Genomic DNA, 15,749 nt, shown 5'->3' with positions numbered 1-15,749 from the left:
GTCGCTCTTATTCAAACCTCGATTCTACCTTGCCTGGGCTGGGGTTATCCACAGGGTAGGACATAAGCGTCTACACTGCCCTGGCTTAACTGTTTGACAAGACAGGGAAAACTTGCTGAAATGGTGGGCTTTTCCGAATTCTGTCTGTCAGAAGGTTTCACAGAGAGCTTAGCCGGAGTTGTGGCAAGTACCCTCCTTTCATAGGTTTGGGCGCTTACTGCACTGTCCGGTTTTTAGCTTTGCTGAATAGGTCGCCTGGGGAGAAATCCCTTGTCCAGAGCCCCGTCTATGCGTTGTTTTTTGCACATGTTGCAAAAATGCTCACTAGATACCCGCTTCTGAATCCGCGACCTGGAACCCTCCGGGCAGGTCCCTTCTGACTTTTGTTCTTTTTGTGGATCGTCCATGAAACGTACCTACCAACCTTCCGTCACCCGCCGCAAGCGCACCCATGGCTTTCGCGTGCGCATGAAAACCCGCGCTGGCCGCGCCATCCTGAACGCCCGCCGCGCCAAGGGCCGCAAGCGTCTGGCTGTCTAAGTTCTGGTTTTCCGGTTCCTTTCCGGAAAAACCTGACTATTTGCACGGACCGGCCATATTGCAAGACCTCTCGCAATCTCGTTCTGGTTCCGCGCAAACGCCTGACCCGCAGTCCATGCCGCGCTCCACGCTTCCCCCGGAGGCGCGGCTGCATCGCCCCTCCGAGTTCGCCGCTGCCCTGAAAGGCCGGCGTCTTGCTCGAGGGGCGTTATTCATTGTGACTTCGGCTCCCAATGATCTGCCCCCCGGCCAGGATGCCTGTGCACGACTGGGGCTGATCATCGCCAAGCGCTTCGCCGCCCACGCCAGTACGCGCAACGCCATCAAGCGGGTCATCCGCGAAGCGTTCCGCCACCGGCGTCTGGCGTTGCCGGCCAAGGACTACGTCGTGCGTTTGCATAGCAAAGTCGCGCCCACTTCGCTCACCTCGCTAAAACGCTTGGTCAGAGCCGAAGTGGACGCTCACTTTGAGCGGATCCTGCGATGATTTTCAAAGCACTGCTCATTCTTCCGATCCGGTTCTACAGGTTCTTCCTGAGTCCCTGGATCGGCAGGCAGTGCCGCTTTACCCCCACTTGCTCGGCGTACGCGATTGAAGCAATCGAACGCCATGGCGCCTGGCGCGGCTTTTGGTTGGCGGTCCGGCGCATAGGCCGTTGCCATCCGTGGTCGCCCGGCGGCTGGGATCCGGTTCCGCAATCCAAGGGAACCAATGGCCCCCCGTGCTGCTCCCACAGCCACCGCACCGAGCACGATTGACGCTAAACTGGCGGGCTTTGCTGGCCCGTATTCACTTCAGTAGGCACCATGGATATCCGACGAACCGTCCTCTGGATGATTTTTTCCTTTTCGCTGTTGCTCCTCTGGAACAACTGGCAAATCCATAACGGCAAGCCGTCCCTGTTCGGGGGCCCGACGCCCGCGGCCAGCACGGCTGAACCGCAGGCCGGCGCCAATAACGCCACGCCTTCGGTGCCCAGCGCCCCCACATCCACGGCCACCGCGCCGTCGGCCGTGCCCGGCGCCACCGCACCCGCTGCCGCGCGTTCGGAAGAAGTCGTCATCACTACGGACGTGCTGCGCCTGACGTTCGACACCATGGGCGCCCAGTTGGTGCGCGCCGAGCTGCTGAAGTACCCGGCAACCGGCCAGGCCGACAAGCCCACCGTGCTGCTGGACCGTTCGGCTGGCTTGAACTACGTCGTGCAGTCCGGCGTGGTCGGCGCGCCCAATGGCCAGAGCTTCCCCACGCACCAGACGCCTTTCCGCGTCACGTCCACCGAACGCCAGATGACCGGCGACAACCTGGTCGTGTCGTTCGAAGGTGAATCGGGTGGCGTGAAGGTCACCAAGACGTTCACCCTGCACAAGGGCCGCTACGACATTGACGTGCGCCACGACCTGGCCAACGTCGGTTCCGCCCCCGTCACGCCCGCGCTGTACCTGCAGCTGGAACGCGACGGCAACGACCCGGCCGACACGTCCAGCTTCTATCACACGTTCACCGGTTTCGCCGTCTACTCCGAGCAGGACAAGTTCCAGAAGAGCACGTTCAGCGACATCGAGAAGAAAAAGGCCAACTACATCAAGCAGGCGGACAACGGCTGGATCGCCGTGGTGCAGCACTACTTCGCCACTGCCTGGGTGCCGCCGCAAGGCAAGCCGCGTACGAACGAACTGCTGGAAGTCCAGAAGAACCTGTACGCCGCCCGCAGCATTGAAGCCGTTGGCGAAATCGCCCCCGGTTCGGCCTCGCGCGTGGACTCGCACCTGTGGGTCGGTCCGCAAGACCAGAAAGCCATGGCGGCGCTCGCCCCCGGCCTGGAACTGGTGGTCGACTACGGTTGGCTGACCATCATCGCCAAGCCGCTGTTCACGCTGATGACCTGGCTGCACTCGTTGCTGGGCAACTGGGGCTGGACGATCGTGGCGCTGACCGTGCTGATCAAGGCCATCTTCTTCCCGCTGGCCGCCGCAAGCTACCGCTCGATGGCTCGCATGAAGCAAGTGGCCCCGCGCCTGCAAGCCCTGAAGGAAAAGTACGGCGACGACAAGCAAAAGCTGAACGCCGCCATGATGGAGATGTACCGCACCGAAAAGATCAACCCGCTGGGCGGCTGCTTGCCGATGGTGGTGCAGATCCCGGTGTTCATCTCGCTGTACTGGGTGCTGCTGGCCAGCGTAGAAATGCGCGGCGCGCCGTGGATTCTGTGGGTCCATGACCTGTCGATCCGTGACCCGTACTTCATTCTGCCCGCCATCATGATGGCCACCATGTTCCTGCAGATCAAACTGAACCCCACGCCGCCGGACCCCATCCAGGCCAAGGTCATGATGATCATGCCGCTGGTGTTTGGCGGGATGATGTTCTTCTTCCCGGCCGGCCTGGTGCTGTACTGGTGCGTGAACAACACCTTGTCGATCGCGCAGCAGTGGTCCATCACCCGCTCCATGCAGCGCAAGACCGAAGCGGCGGCAAACCGGTAAATCCGATCCGCCTGACCTTTGAAGTCTCAAAAAAACCGGTCCTTGTGGCCGGTTTTTTTATGCGCGCCGGGCGTCCCGGCGCCACAGACCGTTCCTGGAGATGAGTCCATAGTCGATAGGTTTTAATAATCGACAATGCTGTTTCAATCAACTTCACAAACGCAACCTTGGCCCCTATGATGTGTCCCACATACTGCCCTGCGCCACGCGTCGGGCAGTATCCACAACACGGCACGGGCCCGCACCGGCTCGCGCCTCCCAGAATTACGTACGGAGTGTGCTATGACCGACAAGAAGAATCTGACCACCGCCTCAGGCGCCCCGGTGGCAGACAATAACAACACGCTCACCGCCGGCCCGCGCGGCCCCGCGCTGTTGCAGGACTTCTGGCTGATTGAGAAACTGGCCCACTTCGACCGCGAACGCATCCCCGAACGCGTGGTTCACGCCAAGGGCTCCGGCGCCTACGGCACCTTCACCGTCACGCACGACATTTCGCGCTACACGCGCGCCAGCATCTTTTCGCAGGTCGGCAAGCAAACTCCGTTGTTCCTGCGCTTTTCGACCGTGGCCGGCGAACGCGGCGCGGCGGACGCCGAACGCGACGTGCGCGGCTTTGCCATCAAGTTCTACACCGACGAAGGCAACTGGGATCTGGTTGGCAACAACACTCCGGTCTTCTTCATCCGCGACCCGCTGAAGTTTCCCGACTTTATCCACACGCAAAAGCGCGATCCCAAGACCAACCTGCGCAGCGCCACCGCCGCCTGGGATTTCTGGTCGCTCAGCCCCGAATCGCTGCACCAGGTCACCATCCTGATGAGCGACCGCGGCATTCCCGCCAACCTGCGCCAGCAGCACGGCTTTGGCTCGCACACGTTCAGCTTCGTCAACAAGGACGGCGAACGCTTCTACGTGAAGTTCCACTTCAAGTCGCAGCAGGGCGTGGTCTGTATGAGCGACGAAGAAGCCGCCCAGGTCGTTGCGCATGACCGCGAAAGCTCGCAGCGCGATCTGTTCGAGAACATCGAAAACAAGAACTTCCCGAAGTGGACGCTGAAGGTGCAGATCATGCCCGAGGCGGAAGCCGCGACGTATCACATCAACCCGTTCGACCTGACCAAGGTCTGGCCGCATGGCGACTACCCGCTGATTGAAGTGGGCGTGCTGGAACTGAACAAGAACCCCGAAAACTATTTCGCGGAAGTGGAGCAGGCCGCCTTCACGCCGGCCAACATCGTGCCGGGCATCGATTTTTCGCCGGACAAGATGTTGCAGGGACGCCTGTTTTCCTACGGCGACACGCACCGCTACCGCTTGGGGATCAATCACCACCAGATTCCGGTGAACGCGCCGCGCTGCCCGTTCCACAGCTTTCACCGCGACGGCGCGGGCCGTGTCGACGGCAACGTGGGCGGCACGCTGAACTACGAGCCCAACAGCGCCGGCGAGTGGAAGGAAACGCCGTCCGCCGGCGAACCGCCGCTGGCGCTGGACGGCCAGGCCGCGGCACGTTGGAACCATCGCGTGGATGACGACTACTACTCGCAGCCGGGCAATCTGTTCCGCCTGATGACGCCGGAAAAGCAGGAGCTGCTGTTCGGCAACATCGGCCGCCACATGGCGGGCGTGCCGGAAGAAATCCAGCGCCGTCAGCTGGAACACTTCAAGAAGGCCGATCCGGCCTACGCGGCGGGCGTGGCCAAGGCGCTGGGGCTGACGCTGTAACGCTATAAGGCGATAGAGCGATAAGCCTGTAAGCCCGGCAAGCTGCCATCCCGTGGCACGAGAAAAAAGGGCGGTTCCACACGGAATCGCCCTTTTTATTTAACGCTGCATGCCCCAGCGCCGCACCGTCAAACGCTCCAACGTGTCGAACGCCAGGTTTTCCACAAGCAGGCCGATAACCACCACCGCGGCCAGCCCGGCGAACACGCGATCTGTGTATAACTCGTTGCGGTTCTGAAAGATGTACCAGCCCAGGCCCCCCTTGCCGCTGGACGCGCCAAAGACCAGTTCCGCGGCAATCAACGTGCGCCATGCGAATGCCCAGCCAATCTTCAGCCCGGCCAGGATCGCCGGCAGCGCGGCCGGCACCAGAATCTGCAACACATAGCGCAGCCCCGTCAGCCCGTAATTGCGGCCTGCCATGCGCAGCGTTTCGGATACGCCCAGAAAGCCCGCATACATGTTCAGCGCCAACGCCCACAGCACGGAATGGATCAGCACGAACACCAGGCTGCCTTCGCCCAGGCCGAACCACAGCAGCGCCAGGGGCAGCAGGGCAATAGCCGGCAGCGGGTTGAACATGGCCGTCAAGGTGGAAAGCAGGTCGCGGCCGAAGCGCGTCGACACGGCCAGCGTGGTCAGCACGAAGGCCAGCACCACGCCCGCCAGATAACCCTGCACCAAGACGCGCAACGACTGGCCGGCGCGCGCCAATAGCTCGCCGTTGGCAATGCCCTGGGCGAACGCCTGCGCGGTCTGCCACGCGCCGGGCAGCAGCAGGTCGTTATCGGTATAGCGCGCCGCCAGCTCCCACACGCAGGCCAGCAACACCAGGATGAACGTTTTGCGCAAGGCGGCGTGCCGCCACAGCCGCTCTTGCCAGGGCAGGGGCGTCTGGGCGGTCTGCGCGGGCAAGGGCGGCAGGTCGTATTCCACCTCGGCGCGGATCGGGGGCGTGGCGGCGTGTAGCGTATTCATCGGTCGCCCCAGCCTTAAGCCGCCGCGCGCTCGGCCACCGCAGGGGAAGCCGCCGGCGATTCGAACAACAGGTCGTGGATGCGGCGCGCGGCAGCCTGAAAGCCGGCGGAGCCCTGCGTCTGCAAGCCATAGGCGTGCGCATTCAGTTCCGCCCGCACCCGACCCGGATGGGGTGACAGCAACAGCACCCGGCGCCCCAATACCAGCGCCTCTTCGATCGAATGCGTGACGAACAGCAAGGTAAAGCGCACGTCATCCCATAGCGCCATCAGTTCTTCCTGCATGCGTCGACGCGTCAGGGCGTCCAACGCGGCAAAGGGCTCGTCCATCAACAGTACTCGCGGTTGCATGGCCAACGCCCGCGCAATCGCCACACGTTGCTTCATGCCGCCCGACAGCGTGTGCGGATAGGCGTCGGCAAACGCAGCCAGACCCACCTTGTCCAGATAGTGCATGGCGCGTTCATCCGCTTCGCGCCGCCCCAGCCTGCGCGACGCCACCAGCGGAAACGCCACGTTCTGACGCAAGGTTTTCCAAGGTGGCAACTGATCGAATTCCTGGAAGACGACAATGCGGTCGGGCCCGGGCCCCGTCACGGCCTGCCCATCAATCGCGATGCGGCCATCCGTGGGTGGGATGAAGCCGGCCACGGCCTTGAGCAGCGTCGATTTGCCGCAACCCGACGGCCCCAACAGAATGAATCGATCCGCTGCATGCACGTCAAAACTGACCTCGTGCGTGGCGCGCACGCGCCTTTCACGCGTCTTATATTCGATCGTCACCTTATCCACAGCCAGCAAGGGCGACGCTTTTTGAACGTTATCCACAGGGCCGGGCGCGATCGATGACATGTCAGCTTCCTTGCGCGGTCACCGCGTCGTCGAAGAAGTAGTCACGCCAGCTGGCCGGCGCGTTCTTGATGGCGCCCACCTGATGCATGAATTGCGCCAGCGCGTACGTGTTCTGCGGTTCCAGCTTGAATTGCACGTCCGGGTTCTTGATGACCTTGATCAAAAACTCGCGGTCCTGTTTGGCGCCGGTCACGCGCAAATACGTATCGGCGGCCTTCTCGGGATTGGCGGCGGCGAACGCGGCCGCTTCTTTCAGTGCCGCCTGGAACGCCTTGTACGTCTTGGGATTGTCGCGGCGGAATTTCTCGGTGGCGAACAACACGGTGGACGAACTGGGCCCGCCCAGCACGTCATAGGAATTGAGCACGATGCGCGCGTTGGGGTTTTCGGCCAGCTCTTGCTCCTGGAAGGGCGGGTTGCCGAAATGCCCGGTGATTTCGGTGCCGCCCGCAATGATGGCGGCGGCGGCATCCGGGTGCGGCAACGCCACGGAAATCTTGTCCAGCTTGTTGAATTGCGCGTCGCCCCAGAGCTTGGCCGACGCCAGCTGCAATACCCGCGACTGCACCGATACGCCCACCGCGGGCACCGCGATGCGGTCCTTGTCGGTGAAGTCGGCAATGGTTTTCACATTGGGGTTGTTGGTGACCAGGTAATAGGGAAAATTGCCCAGCGACGCCACGCCCTTCACGTTCTGCTTGCCGCGCGTGCGGTCCCAAATCGTCAGCAGCGGTCCCACGCCTGCGCCCGCGATATCCACCGCCCCGGACAACAGCGCGTCGTTCACAGCCGAGCCGCCCGACAGCTTTGCCCATTCAACCGAGATATCCACACCTTCGGCCTTGCCGTGCTTTTCGATCAGTTGCTGGTCGCGCGCCACATTCAGCAGCAGGTACACGATGCCGTATTGTTCCGCGATGCGGATGCGCCCTTCGGCCATGGCCGGCGTGGGCGAGGCCAGCGCCAACACCGCCAAGACCAACGCCAGACCCGCGCCGGTAGCGGTTTGGATCAGACGATCCCGAAGTGCAGATGACATGCGCATGGTGTTCCCTGTGGATAAGTGCTTTGTGTCGGCGCCGGCGCGTTTTCAGAACGGCACATCGCCTTCGATGGTCGTGCGGTACAGCTTTCGGCGCAGGTGGTCCGGCGTGCCGCCCGCCAGATGGATCAGCGAGCGGTTGTCCCAGAACACCAGATCGTGCGGCTGCCAACGGTGGCGATAGATGTGTTCGGGGCGCACGCTATGCGCGAACAGTTCCGCCAGCAACGCCCGGCTTTCGTCTTCGGGCAGTCCGACGATGCGCGTCGTGAATCCTTCGCTGACGAACAACGCGCGACGGCCGTTTTCGGGATGCGTGCGCACGACCGGATGCACCACCTCTTGCACCTGCGCAATCTGTTGCGCGCTGAGGTTAGGCCGCCAGTTGCCTTCTTTTTGCAGCTGCCCGTACTGCGCCAGGTACGAGTGCACGGCCCGCTTGCCGACGATGGCATTGCGCAACGCCGCGGGCAGCGTGTCATACGCCAGGTGCATGTTGGCGAACAAGGTATCGCCGCCTTCGGAGGGCAGCTCCTGCGCGTGCAGCAACGAGCCCAGGCTGGGCAATTCCTTGTATGAAATATCCGAATGCCAGTACTTGCCCGCATCGCCCAGGCCGATGGGCTTGCCGTCTTCCACGATGTTGGACACGGTAAGGATTTCGGGATGGCCAGGCAGATGAAACTGATGCAGCACATGGATCATCAGCGGACCAAAGCGGCGGCTGAAATCGATATGCTGTTGCGGCGTGATCCGTTGGTCGCGGAACACCAACAGGTGGTGGTCCAGATGCGCCTGATGCACGCGAGAGAAGTCCGCCGTGGTCAGCGCCTGAGACAGATCCAGGCCAATGAGCTCCGCGCCGACGGGGCCGGGCAGGGGCTTGATATCAAATGACTGCGCCCGAAGGGCGGGGGCGGCGTCTACTTCGCGCCGCAGGGCGTTGCTCTGGGACATCGATCGCTCCGTGTTGCCTTGCGGCCTATCTGGAACGATCGATTATGGAAACCTCGCCTTGTATCTCAAACGAAGTTATCGGCGTTTGATCAAAGCTGCACGTCATATAGAAAAAGCCGCGAGACAAAGGCTCGCGGCTTCATGGCTGTCGCGTATTAGCAAATAGCCGATCGGTTATTGGCGGGCGTTACGCAGCCGGCAAATAGGCCTCGACCAGCTTCACCCAATACGTGGCGCCCACCGGCAACAACGCGTCGTTGAAGTCATAGTTCGGGTTGTGCAACTGGCACGGACCCATGCCGTGATAGCTTTCCATGCGGTGATCGCCATCGCCATTGCCCAGGAACAGATACGCGCCGGGGATCGCTTCCAGGAAGAAAGAAAAATCTTCCGCGCCCATGAAAGGCGGCATGTCGCGCAACACGTTTTCCGCGCCGAACGCGTCTTCAGCCACCTTGGCCGCAAAGGCCGTTTCGTTTTCCCAGTTCACCAGCGGCGGATAGGCCCGCACGAAATCCAGCTCGCCCGTGCCGCCATAAACCTGCGGCAAGGTCGTGGCGATGCGGCGCATGTCGGCCTCGATCTTATCCAGCGTTTCCACCGAATACGTGCGCACGGTGCCGCGCAGCACGGCCTCTCCGGGAATCACGTTGTAGGCATCGCCCGCGTGAATCTGCGTGATCGACAGCACGGCCTGTTCCAAGGGGTTCTTGCTGCGCGAGATCACCGTCTGCAAGGCGTGCACCATGTCGGCCGCCACGATGATGGGGTCGACCGACGCATGCGGTTGCGCGGCGTGGCCGCCCACGCCCTTGATGACGATGTCCCACCGGTTGCTGGAGGCCATCGTGGGGCCGGCCCGAAAGCCAAACTGGTTGACCGGCATGCCCGGCATGTTGTGGATGCCGAATACCGCGTCGCACGGAAACTTGTCGAACAGCCCGTCCTGCATCATGGCGCGCGCGCCGGCGTTGCCGCCTTCTTCGGCCGGCTGAAAAATGAACACGACGGTGCCGTCGAAATTGCGATGGGTGGACAGGTATTGCGCCGCACCCAGCAGCATGGCGGTATGCCCGTCATGGCCACAGCCGTGCATGCGGCCGCTGATGGTGGACTTGTGCGCAAAGCGGTTGTGCTCGGGCATGGGCAGCGCGTCCATGTCGGCGCGCAAGCCGATCGTCTTCTTGCCGCTGCCGCCGCGCAACACGCCGACCACACCGGTCTTGCCTAGGCCCGTATGCACTTCCAGGCCCCATGCGCGCAAGCGTTCCGCTACCAGATTGGACGTGCGCGTCTCTTGGAAGGCCAGTTCGGGATGGGCGTGGATGTCCCGTCGCAAGGCAGTCAACTCGCCGTGCGCGCGTTCGATTTCGTCTATGGTTTTCATGGCGTTGGAATTAGGAATTAGGAGATTCAGATACGGCTTTCAATCGCTCAATCGCGGGCGCGCAATGCAAACACGCGTTTTCATTGAAGGATTCTCGCGCTTCGCCTCGTTCACGTCCAGTACGGCCATGCATGTGGGCTAGGCCATATCGTTCAAGTGACAGGCGCTGTACTGGCCCGGCGATATCTCGCGCAACAGGGGCCGCTCTTCTTTGCAGCGCGGCATCGCATGCGGGCAACGCGGATGAAACGCGCAACCGCTGGGCGGATCCAGCGGCGACGGCAGCTCGCCCTTGATCGGCTGATATGTGCGCCGCCCGGGCGTCAACGTCGGCAGCTCCTTCAACAGGGCCTGCGTGTACGGATGATTGGCGCGTTGAAAAACGGTGTCGGTCGGGGCAAGCTCGACCACGCGGCCCAGATACATGATGGCCACGCGGTCCGAGATGTGACTGACGACGCTCAGGTTGTGGCTGATGAACAGATACGTCAAATCCAGGTCATCGCGCAGCTGTTCAAACAGGTTCAGCACCTGTGCCTGGATGGACACGTCCAGCGCCGCGACGGCTTCGTCGCACACGATCACGGATGGCTTTAAGGCCAGCGCCCGCGCAATCCCGATACGCTGGCGCTGCCCGCCCGAAAACTGATGCGGATAGCGTTGCGCGAAGGATGGGTCCAAGCCCACCTGCCGCATCAATCCCGCCACGTAGTCGGCCTTGTCGCGGGATCGAATCAAGCCGTGCGCAACGGGCGCCTCGCCGATGATCTCGCGCACGCGCATGCGTGGGTTAAGTGATGCGTAGGGGTCTTGGAAAATCATCTGCACGCCAAGCTCGTAGGCGCGCCGCTGTGTGCCCGTCATGGACTTCACGGCTTTGCCCTGATAGTGCACGTCGCCGGAAGTGGGCGGCAAAATGCCGGACACGACACGGCCCAGCGTGGATTTCCCGCAGCCCGACTCCCCCACAATGCCGATGACTTCACCCGGCTGCACGTCCAGGTCCACGCCGGCCACGGCATGCACCACTTGCGTCTTCAAGCCCGCGCCCAGCAGGTTGGCGATGCGGCCGGCCAGGTCCACGGGCTGCACAAAGCGCAGCGCCACGTCGCGCAGGGACAGGATGGGGGTGGCGGCGTCGCGTTGTGCTTCGCTCATTTGGGGTCTGGGTCTCCGGCATGCCAGCAGCGCACCCATTGCGCCGGGCGAACTTCAGCGGGCTGCGGTTCGATCAGACAGGCGTCGGTAGCGCGCGGACAGCGCCCCCGGAACGCACAGCCTTGTGGCAGGTTCAACAGCGAGGGGGTCATGCCAGGAATCGGCACCAACGGCTTGCCACGCGATTCCGGCGTGGGGATGGATGCGATCAAGCCATGCGTGTACGGATGCATGGGATGCGTGATGACGTCGTGCGTGCTGCCAGTTTCCACGACGCGCCCCGCGTACATCACCGACACGCGGTCCGCCAGGCCGGCCACCACCGCCAGGTCGTGCGTAATCCAGATCAGGCCGGTGCCGGTCTCGCGGCACAGCTTCTGCACTTCAAAAAGAATCTGCCCCTGAATGGTGACGTCCAGCGCGGTGGTGGGCTCGTCGGCGATGATCAGGCGCGGGGAATTAAGCAGCGCGATGGCGATCGCGACACGCTGGCGCATGCCGCCCGACAACTGATGCGGATAGGCGCGCAGGCGCTCTTGCGGCGACGGAATGCCCACCATCGTCAGCGTCTGCAAGGCCCGCGCGCGCGCCTGCTCGCGCGACACGTTGTGATGTGCGCGCACGGCCTCGATCATTTGCGTATCCACGCGCAGAACGGGGTTCAGCGTCATCATCGGGTCTTGGAAGATCATTGCGATCTCTTCGCCGCGCAGTTGACGCCAGCGCGCGGGCGTCGCGCCGCGCAGGTCTTCCCCATTCAGGCGCAGGTGGCCTTCAACGATGCGGCCGGGCTCATCCAGCAGGCCCATCAACGAGAAGCCCGTGATGCTCTTGCCCGATCCCGATTCGCCGACCAGCCCCAGGATCTCACCTTCAGCCAAGGTCAGGTCCACGCCGTCAACGGCTTTCACCACGCCATTGCGCGTGAAGAAATGCGTTTTAAGTCCCTGGACCTCAAGTACAGGCCGGGCCACGGCCAGGGGCGATTGCACGGCGTTTGTCTGCATCGCGTTCGCCCTTAATTTGCGTGACGCGGGTTAAGCACGTCGCGCAGGTGGTCGCCCACCAGGTTGATGGCGATGATGGCCAGCGCCAGCGCGATGCCGGGAAAAAACGATATCCAGTACTGGCCGGACAACAGGTATTCAAAGCCGTTATAGATCAGCATGCCCAACGACGGCTCGGTTACCGGCACGCCCACGCCCAGGAACGACAACGTGGCTTCCAGCGCGATGGCGTGCGCCAGGTCGATGGTGGCGATGACGATCAGGGGAGGCATGCAGTTGGGCAGCACATGGCGAAACAGCACGCGGCCCCACGACAAGGACATGCAGCGCGCCGCTTCCACATATTCCTTGCCGCGTTCCACCAGCGCCGCGCCGCGCGCGGCGCGCGCGAAGTACGCCCACTGCACAACAATCAGCGCGATGATCACCTTATCCACACCCTTGCCCAGAATCGCCAACAGCATCAGCGCAACGAGGATGGCGGGGAAGGACAACTGGATATCCACAATCCGCATGAGCAACGCATCGATGCGGCCGCCAAAATAGGCGGCGATCAGGCCCACCGTGGCACCGATGCCAAACGCTGCCAGCACCGAGATCGTGGCCACCATCAAGCTGGTGCGCATGCCGTACAGGATGGCCGACAGCAAGTCTCGCGCTTGGCCATCCGTGCCCAGCCAGTGATGCATGGACCCGTCACTGCTTTCGCTGCCGGGCTCGAGCTTGGAATCCATGATGTCCAGCGATGCCAGGTCGTACGGGTTCTGCGGCGCGATCCACGGCGCCAACACCGCCGCGCCGACGATGACCAGCAGCATCACCAGGCCCAGGGTGGCAAGCTTGCTGGCGAAAAAATCAGAGACGAAGCGGCGCCAGGGCGTTTGTTCTTTTTTGGCAGCGATGGGCACGGCCGGGCTGGCGGGGCTGACGGGACTATTCATCGGCGGCTATCCAAGCGTACGCGGGGGTCCAGCACCGTGTAGATGATGTCCACCACCAGGTTCAACATGACCAGAAAGAACACGATCAAGAGCAGGTAGGCCACGACCACGGGGCGGTCCAGGTTGATGATGGAATCGATCAGCAGCTTGCCCATGCCGGGCCACGAAAAGACCGTTTCGGTGACCACGGCAAACGCCATCACCTGGCCAAATTCCAGGCCTGCGACGGTCACGACGGGGATCAGGATGTTCTTTAACAGATGCACGCCCAGCACGCGTCTTTCCGACAGGCCCTTGGCGCGCGCGAACTTGATGTAGTCCATCGGCAGCGCTTCACGCGTGGCGGCCCGCGTCACGCGGATGATCATGGCGCACTTGGCGATGGCGATCGTTGCGGCGGGCAGCGCCAGGCTCATCCACCCGCTTAAGGTCAACACGCTAAGCTGCAACGAGCCGATGCTGACGGTCTTGCCGCGCCCACCCGCAGGCACCCACCCCAGCATCACGGCGAACACCATGATGAGCATCAGGCCGACCCAGAAGTTGGGCAAGGAAAAGCCCAGCACCGACCCCGTCATGATGGCGCGCGAGCCGGGCGCTTGCGGCTTCAAGCCCGCCAGGATGCCCAGCGGCACGCCGATCAGCACGGACAGCAGCATTGCCACACAGGCCAGTTCCACGGTGGCCGGCATGCGCTCAAGGATGAGGTGCATGGCGGGCTCGCCCGTCAGAAAGCTGTTGCCGAAATCACCGCGCACCGCCTGGCCCATGAAGATCAGATATTGCCGCCACAGCGGCAGATCCAAACCCAGCGATGCGCTGATGGCGGCGCGCTGCGCCTCGGTGGCTTCCGGGCTGGCCAGCATCGAGACCGGGTCGCCCACCATGTAGATGCCCGCAAAGACCAACGCCGACATGACCAGCATGACGACGATGGTTTGCAGCAGTCTTCTTACGATTGTTGCCAGCACTGGAGACCGCCCGCGTAGCGCGTTACTTCTTCAGGGTTGCGAACTGCGCAAGCGTGACCTGGTCGGGGCGGCCCTGGTAGCGGATGTCGCCCTTCATCGCCCATACCGACAGTTCAAAGTGCACCGGCAGCATGGCGTAATCGTCCATGGCCATGTTGCTGGCCTTGGACAGCAACTCGGCGCGCTTGGCCTCATCCATGGTGGAAGACGCTTCCTTGACCAGCTCGTCCATCTTGGGATTGGAATAGCGGCTGCGGTTGGTCGTGCCCAGACCCGCTTCCGGGTTGCGCGTGACCAGCAAGGACGTCAGCGCGTTGGACATTTCACCGCTGGTCACGGACCACCCTGCCAGATACGCCGAGAACTGATAGCTGTCGCGATTCTTGAAGAACACCGGCGGCGCCATCGCGTCCACGCTGGTCTTCACGCCGATGCGCGTCCACATCGATGCGATGGCTTGCGCCACCTTCGAATCGTTCACGTAGCGGCCCGACGGCGACCCCAGCGTGATCGAAAAGCCGTTGGGATAACCGGCTTCCTTAAGCAGGGCCTTGGCCTTTTCCACATCGGCCTTGGGTGCCTTCGAATGCTCTTTGCTGGAGCCGAACATGGGGTAGGGCAGCAGGTTGCCGGCGGGCAGCGCCACGCCCCCCATAACGCGTTCCACCAGGGCATCGCGATTGATGGCCAGCGACAGCGCTTCACGCACGCGCTTGTCTTTCATGGGGTTCTTATCGGTGCCCTGGATACCGGGTGACGGCTCGGCGTACTGGTCCAGCGCCACGTACACGACGCGCACCGACGGCGTCTCTTCCACAAAGAGCTTTTTGTCCGCCTTGAGCTTGGGCAGATCGTCGGTGGGGGGGTCCTCGATCATGTCGACGTCGCCGGCAAGCAATGCGGCCACGCGCGCGGCGGCATTGCTGATCGGGCGATACACCACACGGTCCCACTCCGGCTTCTTGCCCCAGTAATTCTCATTGCGCGCCAGCACGAATTCGGCGCCGCGTTTCCATGACACGAACTTGTACGGACCCGTGCCCACCAGGCCATCGCCGCTATTCAATTCGGTGGTGGTCTTGCCTTCAGCCGCCGGGCCCGACGCGGCCTTTTTCGACATGATGGGCAACTGCGCAAGGTTCACCAGCAGGTTGGGCGCGACTTCCTTCGTGGTGATGCGTACGGTCATGGGATCGACCGCTTCGGTCTTCGCCACCGAGCCAAGATACAGCGTGAAGGGCGAGGGGCTGTTGGGTACTTTGGGGACTCGGTCGTAGGTAAATACGACGTCTTCCGCGGTGAACGGCGTGCCGTCCGAAAACTTGACGTTGGGACGCAGCTTGAACGTCCAAACCTTGCCGTCGACCGTCCACGATTCGGCCAACGCGGCCTTCGGTTTCAACTGGGCGTCGGTAGCAACCAGGGTGTCGAAGATGGTTTGGGAGATTTGCGTGTTGGGCGTCAACGCGTGGTACTGCGGATCCATCGATGAGGGCTCGGTCTTCAAAGCGATCACCAGATCGCGAGCCATAGCGGAACTAAATGTGCCAAAGGCCAACATCACCGCGGCCGAGCCGCAGGCCAAGACACGCGAAAACCGAGATGCCATCGTGATCTCCCAGAGTTGTTTCGGGTTTTGAACCTCGGGGCCACATTAACCAGCAAACAAGGAGCCGCGCAACAGTTATATTCCCCTATTGTT

At 62.5% G+C, this 15,749-nt stretch carries 15 protein-coding genes; 5 read left to right on the top strand and 10 right to left on the bottom strand.

Features of this window, described 5'->3' with window-relative positions; genetic code table 11:
* Positions 1-405 precede the first annotated feature (405 nt).
* From rpmH to DVB37_RS28240, 5 genes are all read left to right on the top strand, one after another.
* Entirely contained in the window at positions 406-540 is a 135-nt protein-coding gene (gene rpmH, locus DVB37_RS28260; protein WP_003816025.1) for a 50S ribosomal protein L34, read from the top strand.
* A gap of 115 nt (positions 541-655) precedes the next feature.
* A complete protein-coding gene (locus DVB37_RS28255; RefSeq protein ID WP_046806088.1) occupies positions 656-1,027 on the top strand; it encodes a ribonuclease P protein component in 372 nt (123 codons plus the stop codon).
* The gene (gene yidD, locus DVB37_RS28250) at positions 1,027-1,299 is read left to right on the top strand and encodes a membrane protein insertion efficiency factor YidD (protein WP_082134561.1); all 273 of its coding nucleotides are present in this window, start codon (positions 1,027-1,029) and stop codon (positions 1,297-1,299) included. Before DVB37_RS28255 ends, yidD begins: the two co-directional genes overlap by 1 nt.
* Before the next feature lie 48 nt (positions 1,300-1,347).
* The gene (gene yidC, locus DVB37_RS28245; RefSeq protein WP_046806087.1) at positions 1,348-3,027 is read left to right on the top strand and encodes a membrane protein insertase YidC; all 1,680 of its coding nucleotides are present in this window, start codon (positions 1,348-1,350) and stop codon (positions 3,025-3,027) included.
* A gap of 282 nt (positions 3,028-3,309) precedes the next feature.
* The gene (locus tag DVB37_RS28240) at positions 3,310-4,755 is read left to right on the top strand and encodes a catalase (RefSeq protein ID WP_120157358.1); all 1,446 of its coding nucleotides are present in this window, start codon (positions 3,310-3,312) and stop codon (positions 4,753-4,755) included.
* Positions 4,756-4,854: 99 nt separating this feature from the next.
* On the opposite strand, the gene DVB37_RS28235 is transcribed toward DVB37_RS28240, so the two are convergent.
* The 10 genes from DVB37_RS28235 to DVB37_RS28190 form a co-directional block, all read right to left on the bottom strand.
* Positions 4,855-5,733, bottom strand: a complete 879-nt coding sequence (locus tag DVB37_RS28235) for an ABC transporter permease (RefSeq protein WP_120157357.1) — start codon at positions 5,731-5,733, stop codon at positions 4,855-4,857.
* A gap of 14 nt (positions 5,734-5,747) precedes the next feature.
* Positions 5,748-6,584: an ABC transporter ATP-binding protein gene (locus tag DVB37_RS28230; protein ID WP_120157356.1), complete on the bottom strand. Its 837-nt coding sequence runs from the start codon at positions 6,582-6,584 to the stop codon at positions 5,748-5,750.
* Between the two features lies 1 nt (position 6,585).
* The gene (locus DVB37_RS28225) at positions 6,586-7,623 is read right to left on the bottom strand and encodes an ABC transporter substrate-binding protein (RefSeq protein ID WP_370512720.1); all 1,038 of its coding nucleotides are present in this window, start codon (positions 7,621-7,623) and stop codon (positions 6,586-6,588) included.
* A 51-nt stretch (positions 7,624-7,674) separates the two neighbouring features.
* On the bottom strand, positions 7,675-8,583 hold the full coding sequence (locus DVB37_RS28220; protein ID WP_046806082.1) for a TauD/TfdA family dioxygenase: 909 nt from the start codon (positions 8,581-8,583) through the stop codon (positions 7,675-7,677).
* A gap of 187 nt (positions 8,584-8,770) precedes the next feature.
* Positions 8,771-9,970: a M20 aminoacylase family protein gene (locus DVB37_RS28215; protein ID WP_046806081.1), complete on the bottom strand. Its 1,200-nt coding sequence runs from the start codon at positions 9,968-9,970 to the stop codon at positions 8,771-8,773.
* 138 nt (positions 9,971-10,108) lie between these two features.
* A complete protein-coding gene (locus DVB37_RS28210) occupies positions 10,109-11,128 on the bottom strand; it encodes an ABC transporter ATP-binding protein (RefSeq protein WP_046806080.1) in 1,020 nt (339 codons plus the stop codon).
* Positions 11,125-12,135 carry an ABC transporter ATP-binding protein gene (locus DVB37_RS28205; RefSeq protein WP_120157355.1) on the bottom strand — a complete coding sequence of 337 codons (1,011 nt, stop codon included), beginning with the start codon at positions 12,133-12,135 and terminating at the stop codon, positions 11,125-11,127. Before DVB37_RS28205 ends, DVB37_RS28210 begins: the two co-directional genes overlap by 4 nt.
* 11 nt (positions 12,136-12,146) lie before the next feature.
* Entirely contained in the window at positions 12,147-13,076 is a 930-nt protein-coding gene (locus tag DVB37_RS28200) for an ABC transporter permease (RefSeq protein WP_120157354.1), read from the bottom strand.
* On the bottom strand, positions 13,073-14,047 hold the full coding sequence (locus tag DVB37_RS28195) for an ABC transporter permease (protein WP_120157353.1): 975 nt from the start codon (positions 14,045-14,047) through the stop codon (positions 13,073-13,075). The genes DVB37_RS28200 and DVB37_RS28195 overlap by 4 nt, the downstream gene beginning before the upstream one ends.
* A gap of 22 nt (positions 14,048-14,069) precedes the next feature.
* Positions 14,070-15,656, bottom strand: coding sequence for an ABC transporter substrate-binding protein (locus DVB37_RS28190; RefSeq protein ID WP_120157352.1), 1,587 nt, complete (start codon positions 15,654-15,656; stop codon positions 14,070-14,072).
* Positions 15,657-15,749 lie beyond the last annotated feature (93 nt).

Source organism: Achromobacter sp. B7 (assembly GCF_003600685.1).
In the GTDB taxonomy this organism is placed as follows: domain Bacteria; phylum Pseudomonadota; class Gammaproteobacteria; order Burkholderiales; family Burkholderiaceae_B; genus Achromobacter; species Achromobacter spanius_B.
The sequence above is the reverse complement of the archived record's forward strand: the minus strand, read 5'-3'. Positions and strand labels throughout refer to the sequence as shown.

Bases quoted from the DNA above. Each gene is read 5' to 3' on its own strand.
- DVB37_RS28255 (WP_046806088.1), top strand. From the start codon at position 656: ATGCCGCGCTCCACGCTTCCCCCGGAGGCGCGGCTGCATCGCCCCTCC.
- DVB37_RS28190 (WP_120157352.1), bottom strand. From the start codon at position 15,656: ATGGCATCTCGGTTTTCGCGTGTCTTGGCCTGCGGCTCGGCCGCGGTG.
- DVB37_RS28205 (WP_120157355.1), bottom strand. From the start codon at position 12,135: ATGCAGACAAACGCCGTGCAATCGCCCCTGGCCGTGGCCCGGCCTGTA.
- DVB37_RS28240 (WP_120157358.1), top strand. From the start codon at position 3,310: ATGACCGACAAGAAGAATCTGACCACCGCCTCAGGCGCCCCGGTGGCA.
- rpmH (WP_003816025.1), top strand. From the start codon at position 406: ATGAAACGTACCTACCAACCTTCCGTCACCCGCCGCAAGCGCACCCAT.
- DVB37_RS28225 (WP_370512720.1), bottom strand. From the start codon at position 7,623: ATGTCATCTGCACTTCGGGATCGTCTGATCCAAACCGCTACCGGCGCG.
- DVB37_RS28235 (WP_120157357.1), bottom strand. From the start codon at position 5,733: ATGAATACGCTACACGCCGCCACGCCCCCGATCCGCGCCGAGGTGGAA.
- DVB37_RS28200 (WP_120157354.1), bottom strand. From the start codon at position 13,076: ATGAATAGTCCCGTCAGCCCCGCCAGCCCGGCCGTGCCCATCGCTGCC.
- DVB37_RS28215 (WP_046806081.1), bottom strand. From the start codon at position 9,970: ATGAAAACCATAGACGAAATCGAACGCGCGCACGGCGAGTTGACTGCC.
- yidC (WP_046806087.1), top strand. From the start codon at position 1,348: ATGGATATCCGACGAACCGTCCTCTGGATGATTTTTTCCTTTTCGCTG.
- DVB37_RS28220 (WP_046806082.1), bottom strand. From the start codon at position 8,583: ATGTCCCAGAGCAACGCCCTGCGGCGCGAAGTAGACGCCGCCCCCGCC.
- DVB37_RS28210 (WP_046806080.1), bottom strand. From the start codon at position 11,128: ATGAGCGAAGCACAACGCGACGCCGCCACCCCCATCCTGTCCCTGCGC.
- DVB37_RS28230 (WP_120157356.1), bottom strand. From the start codon at position 6,584: ATGTCATCGATCGCGCCCGGCCCTGTGGATAACGTTCAAAAAGCGTCG.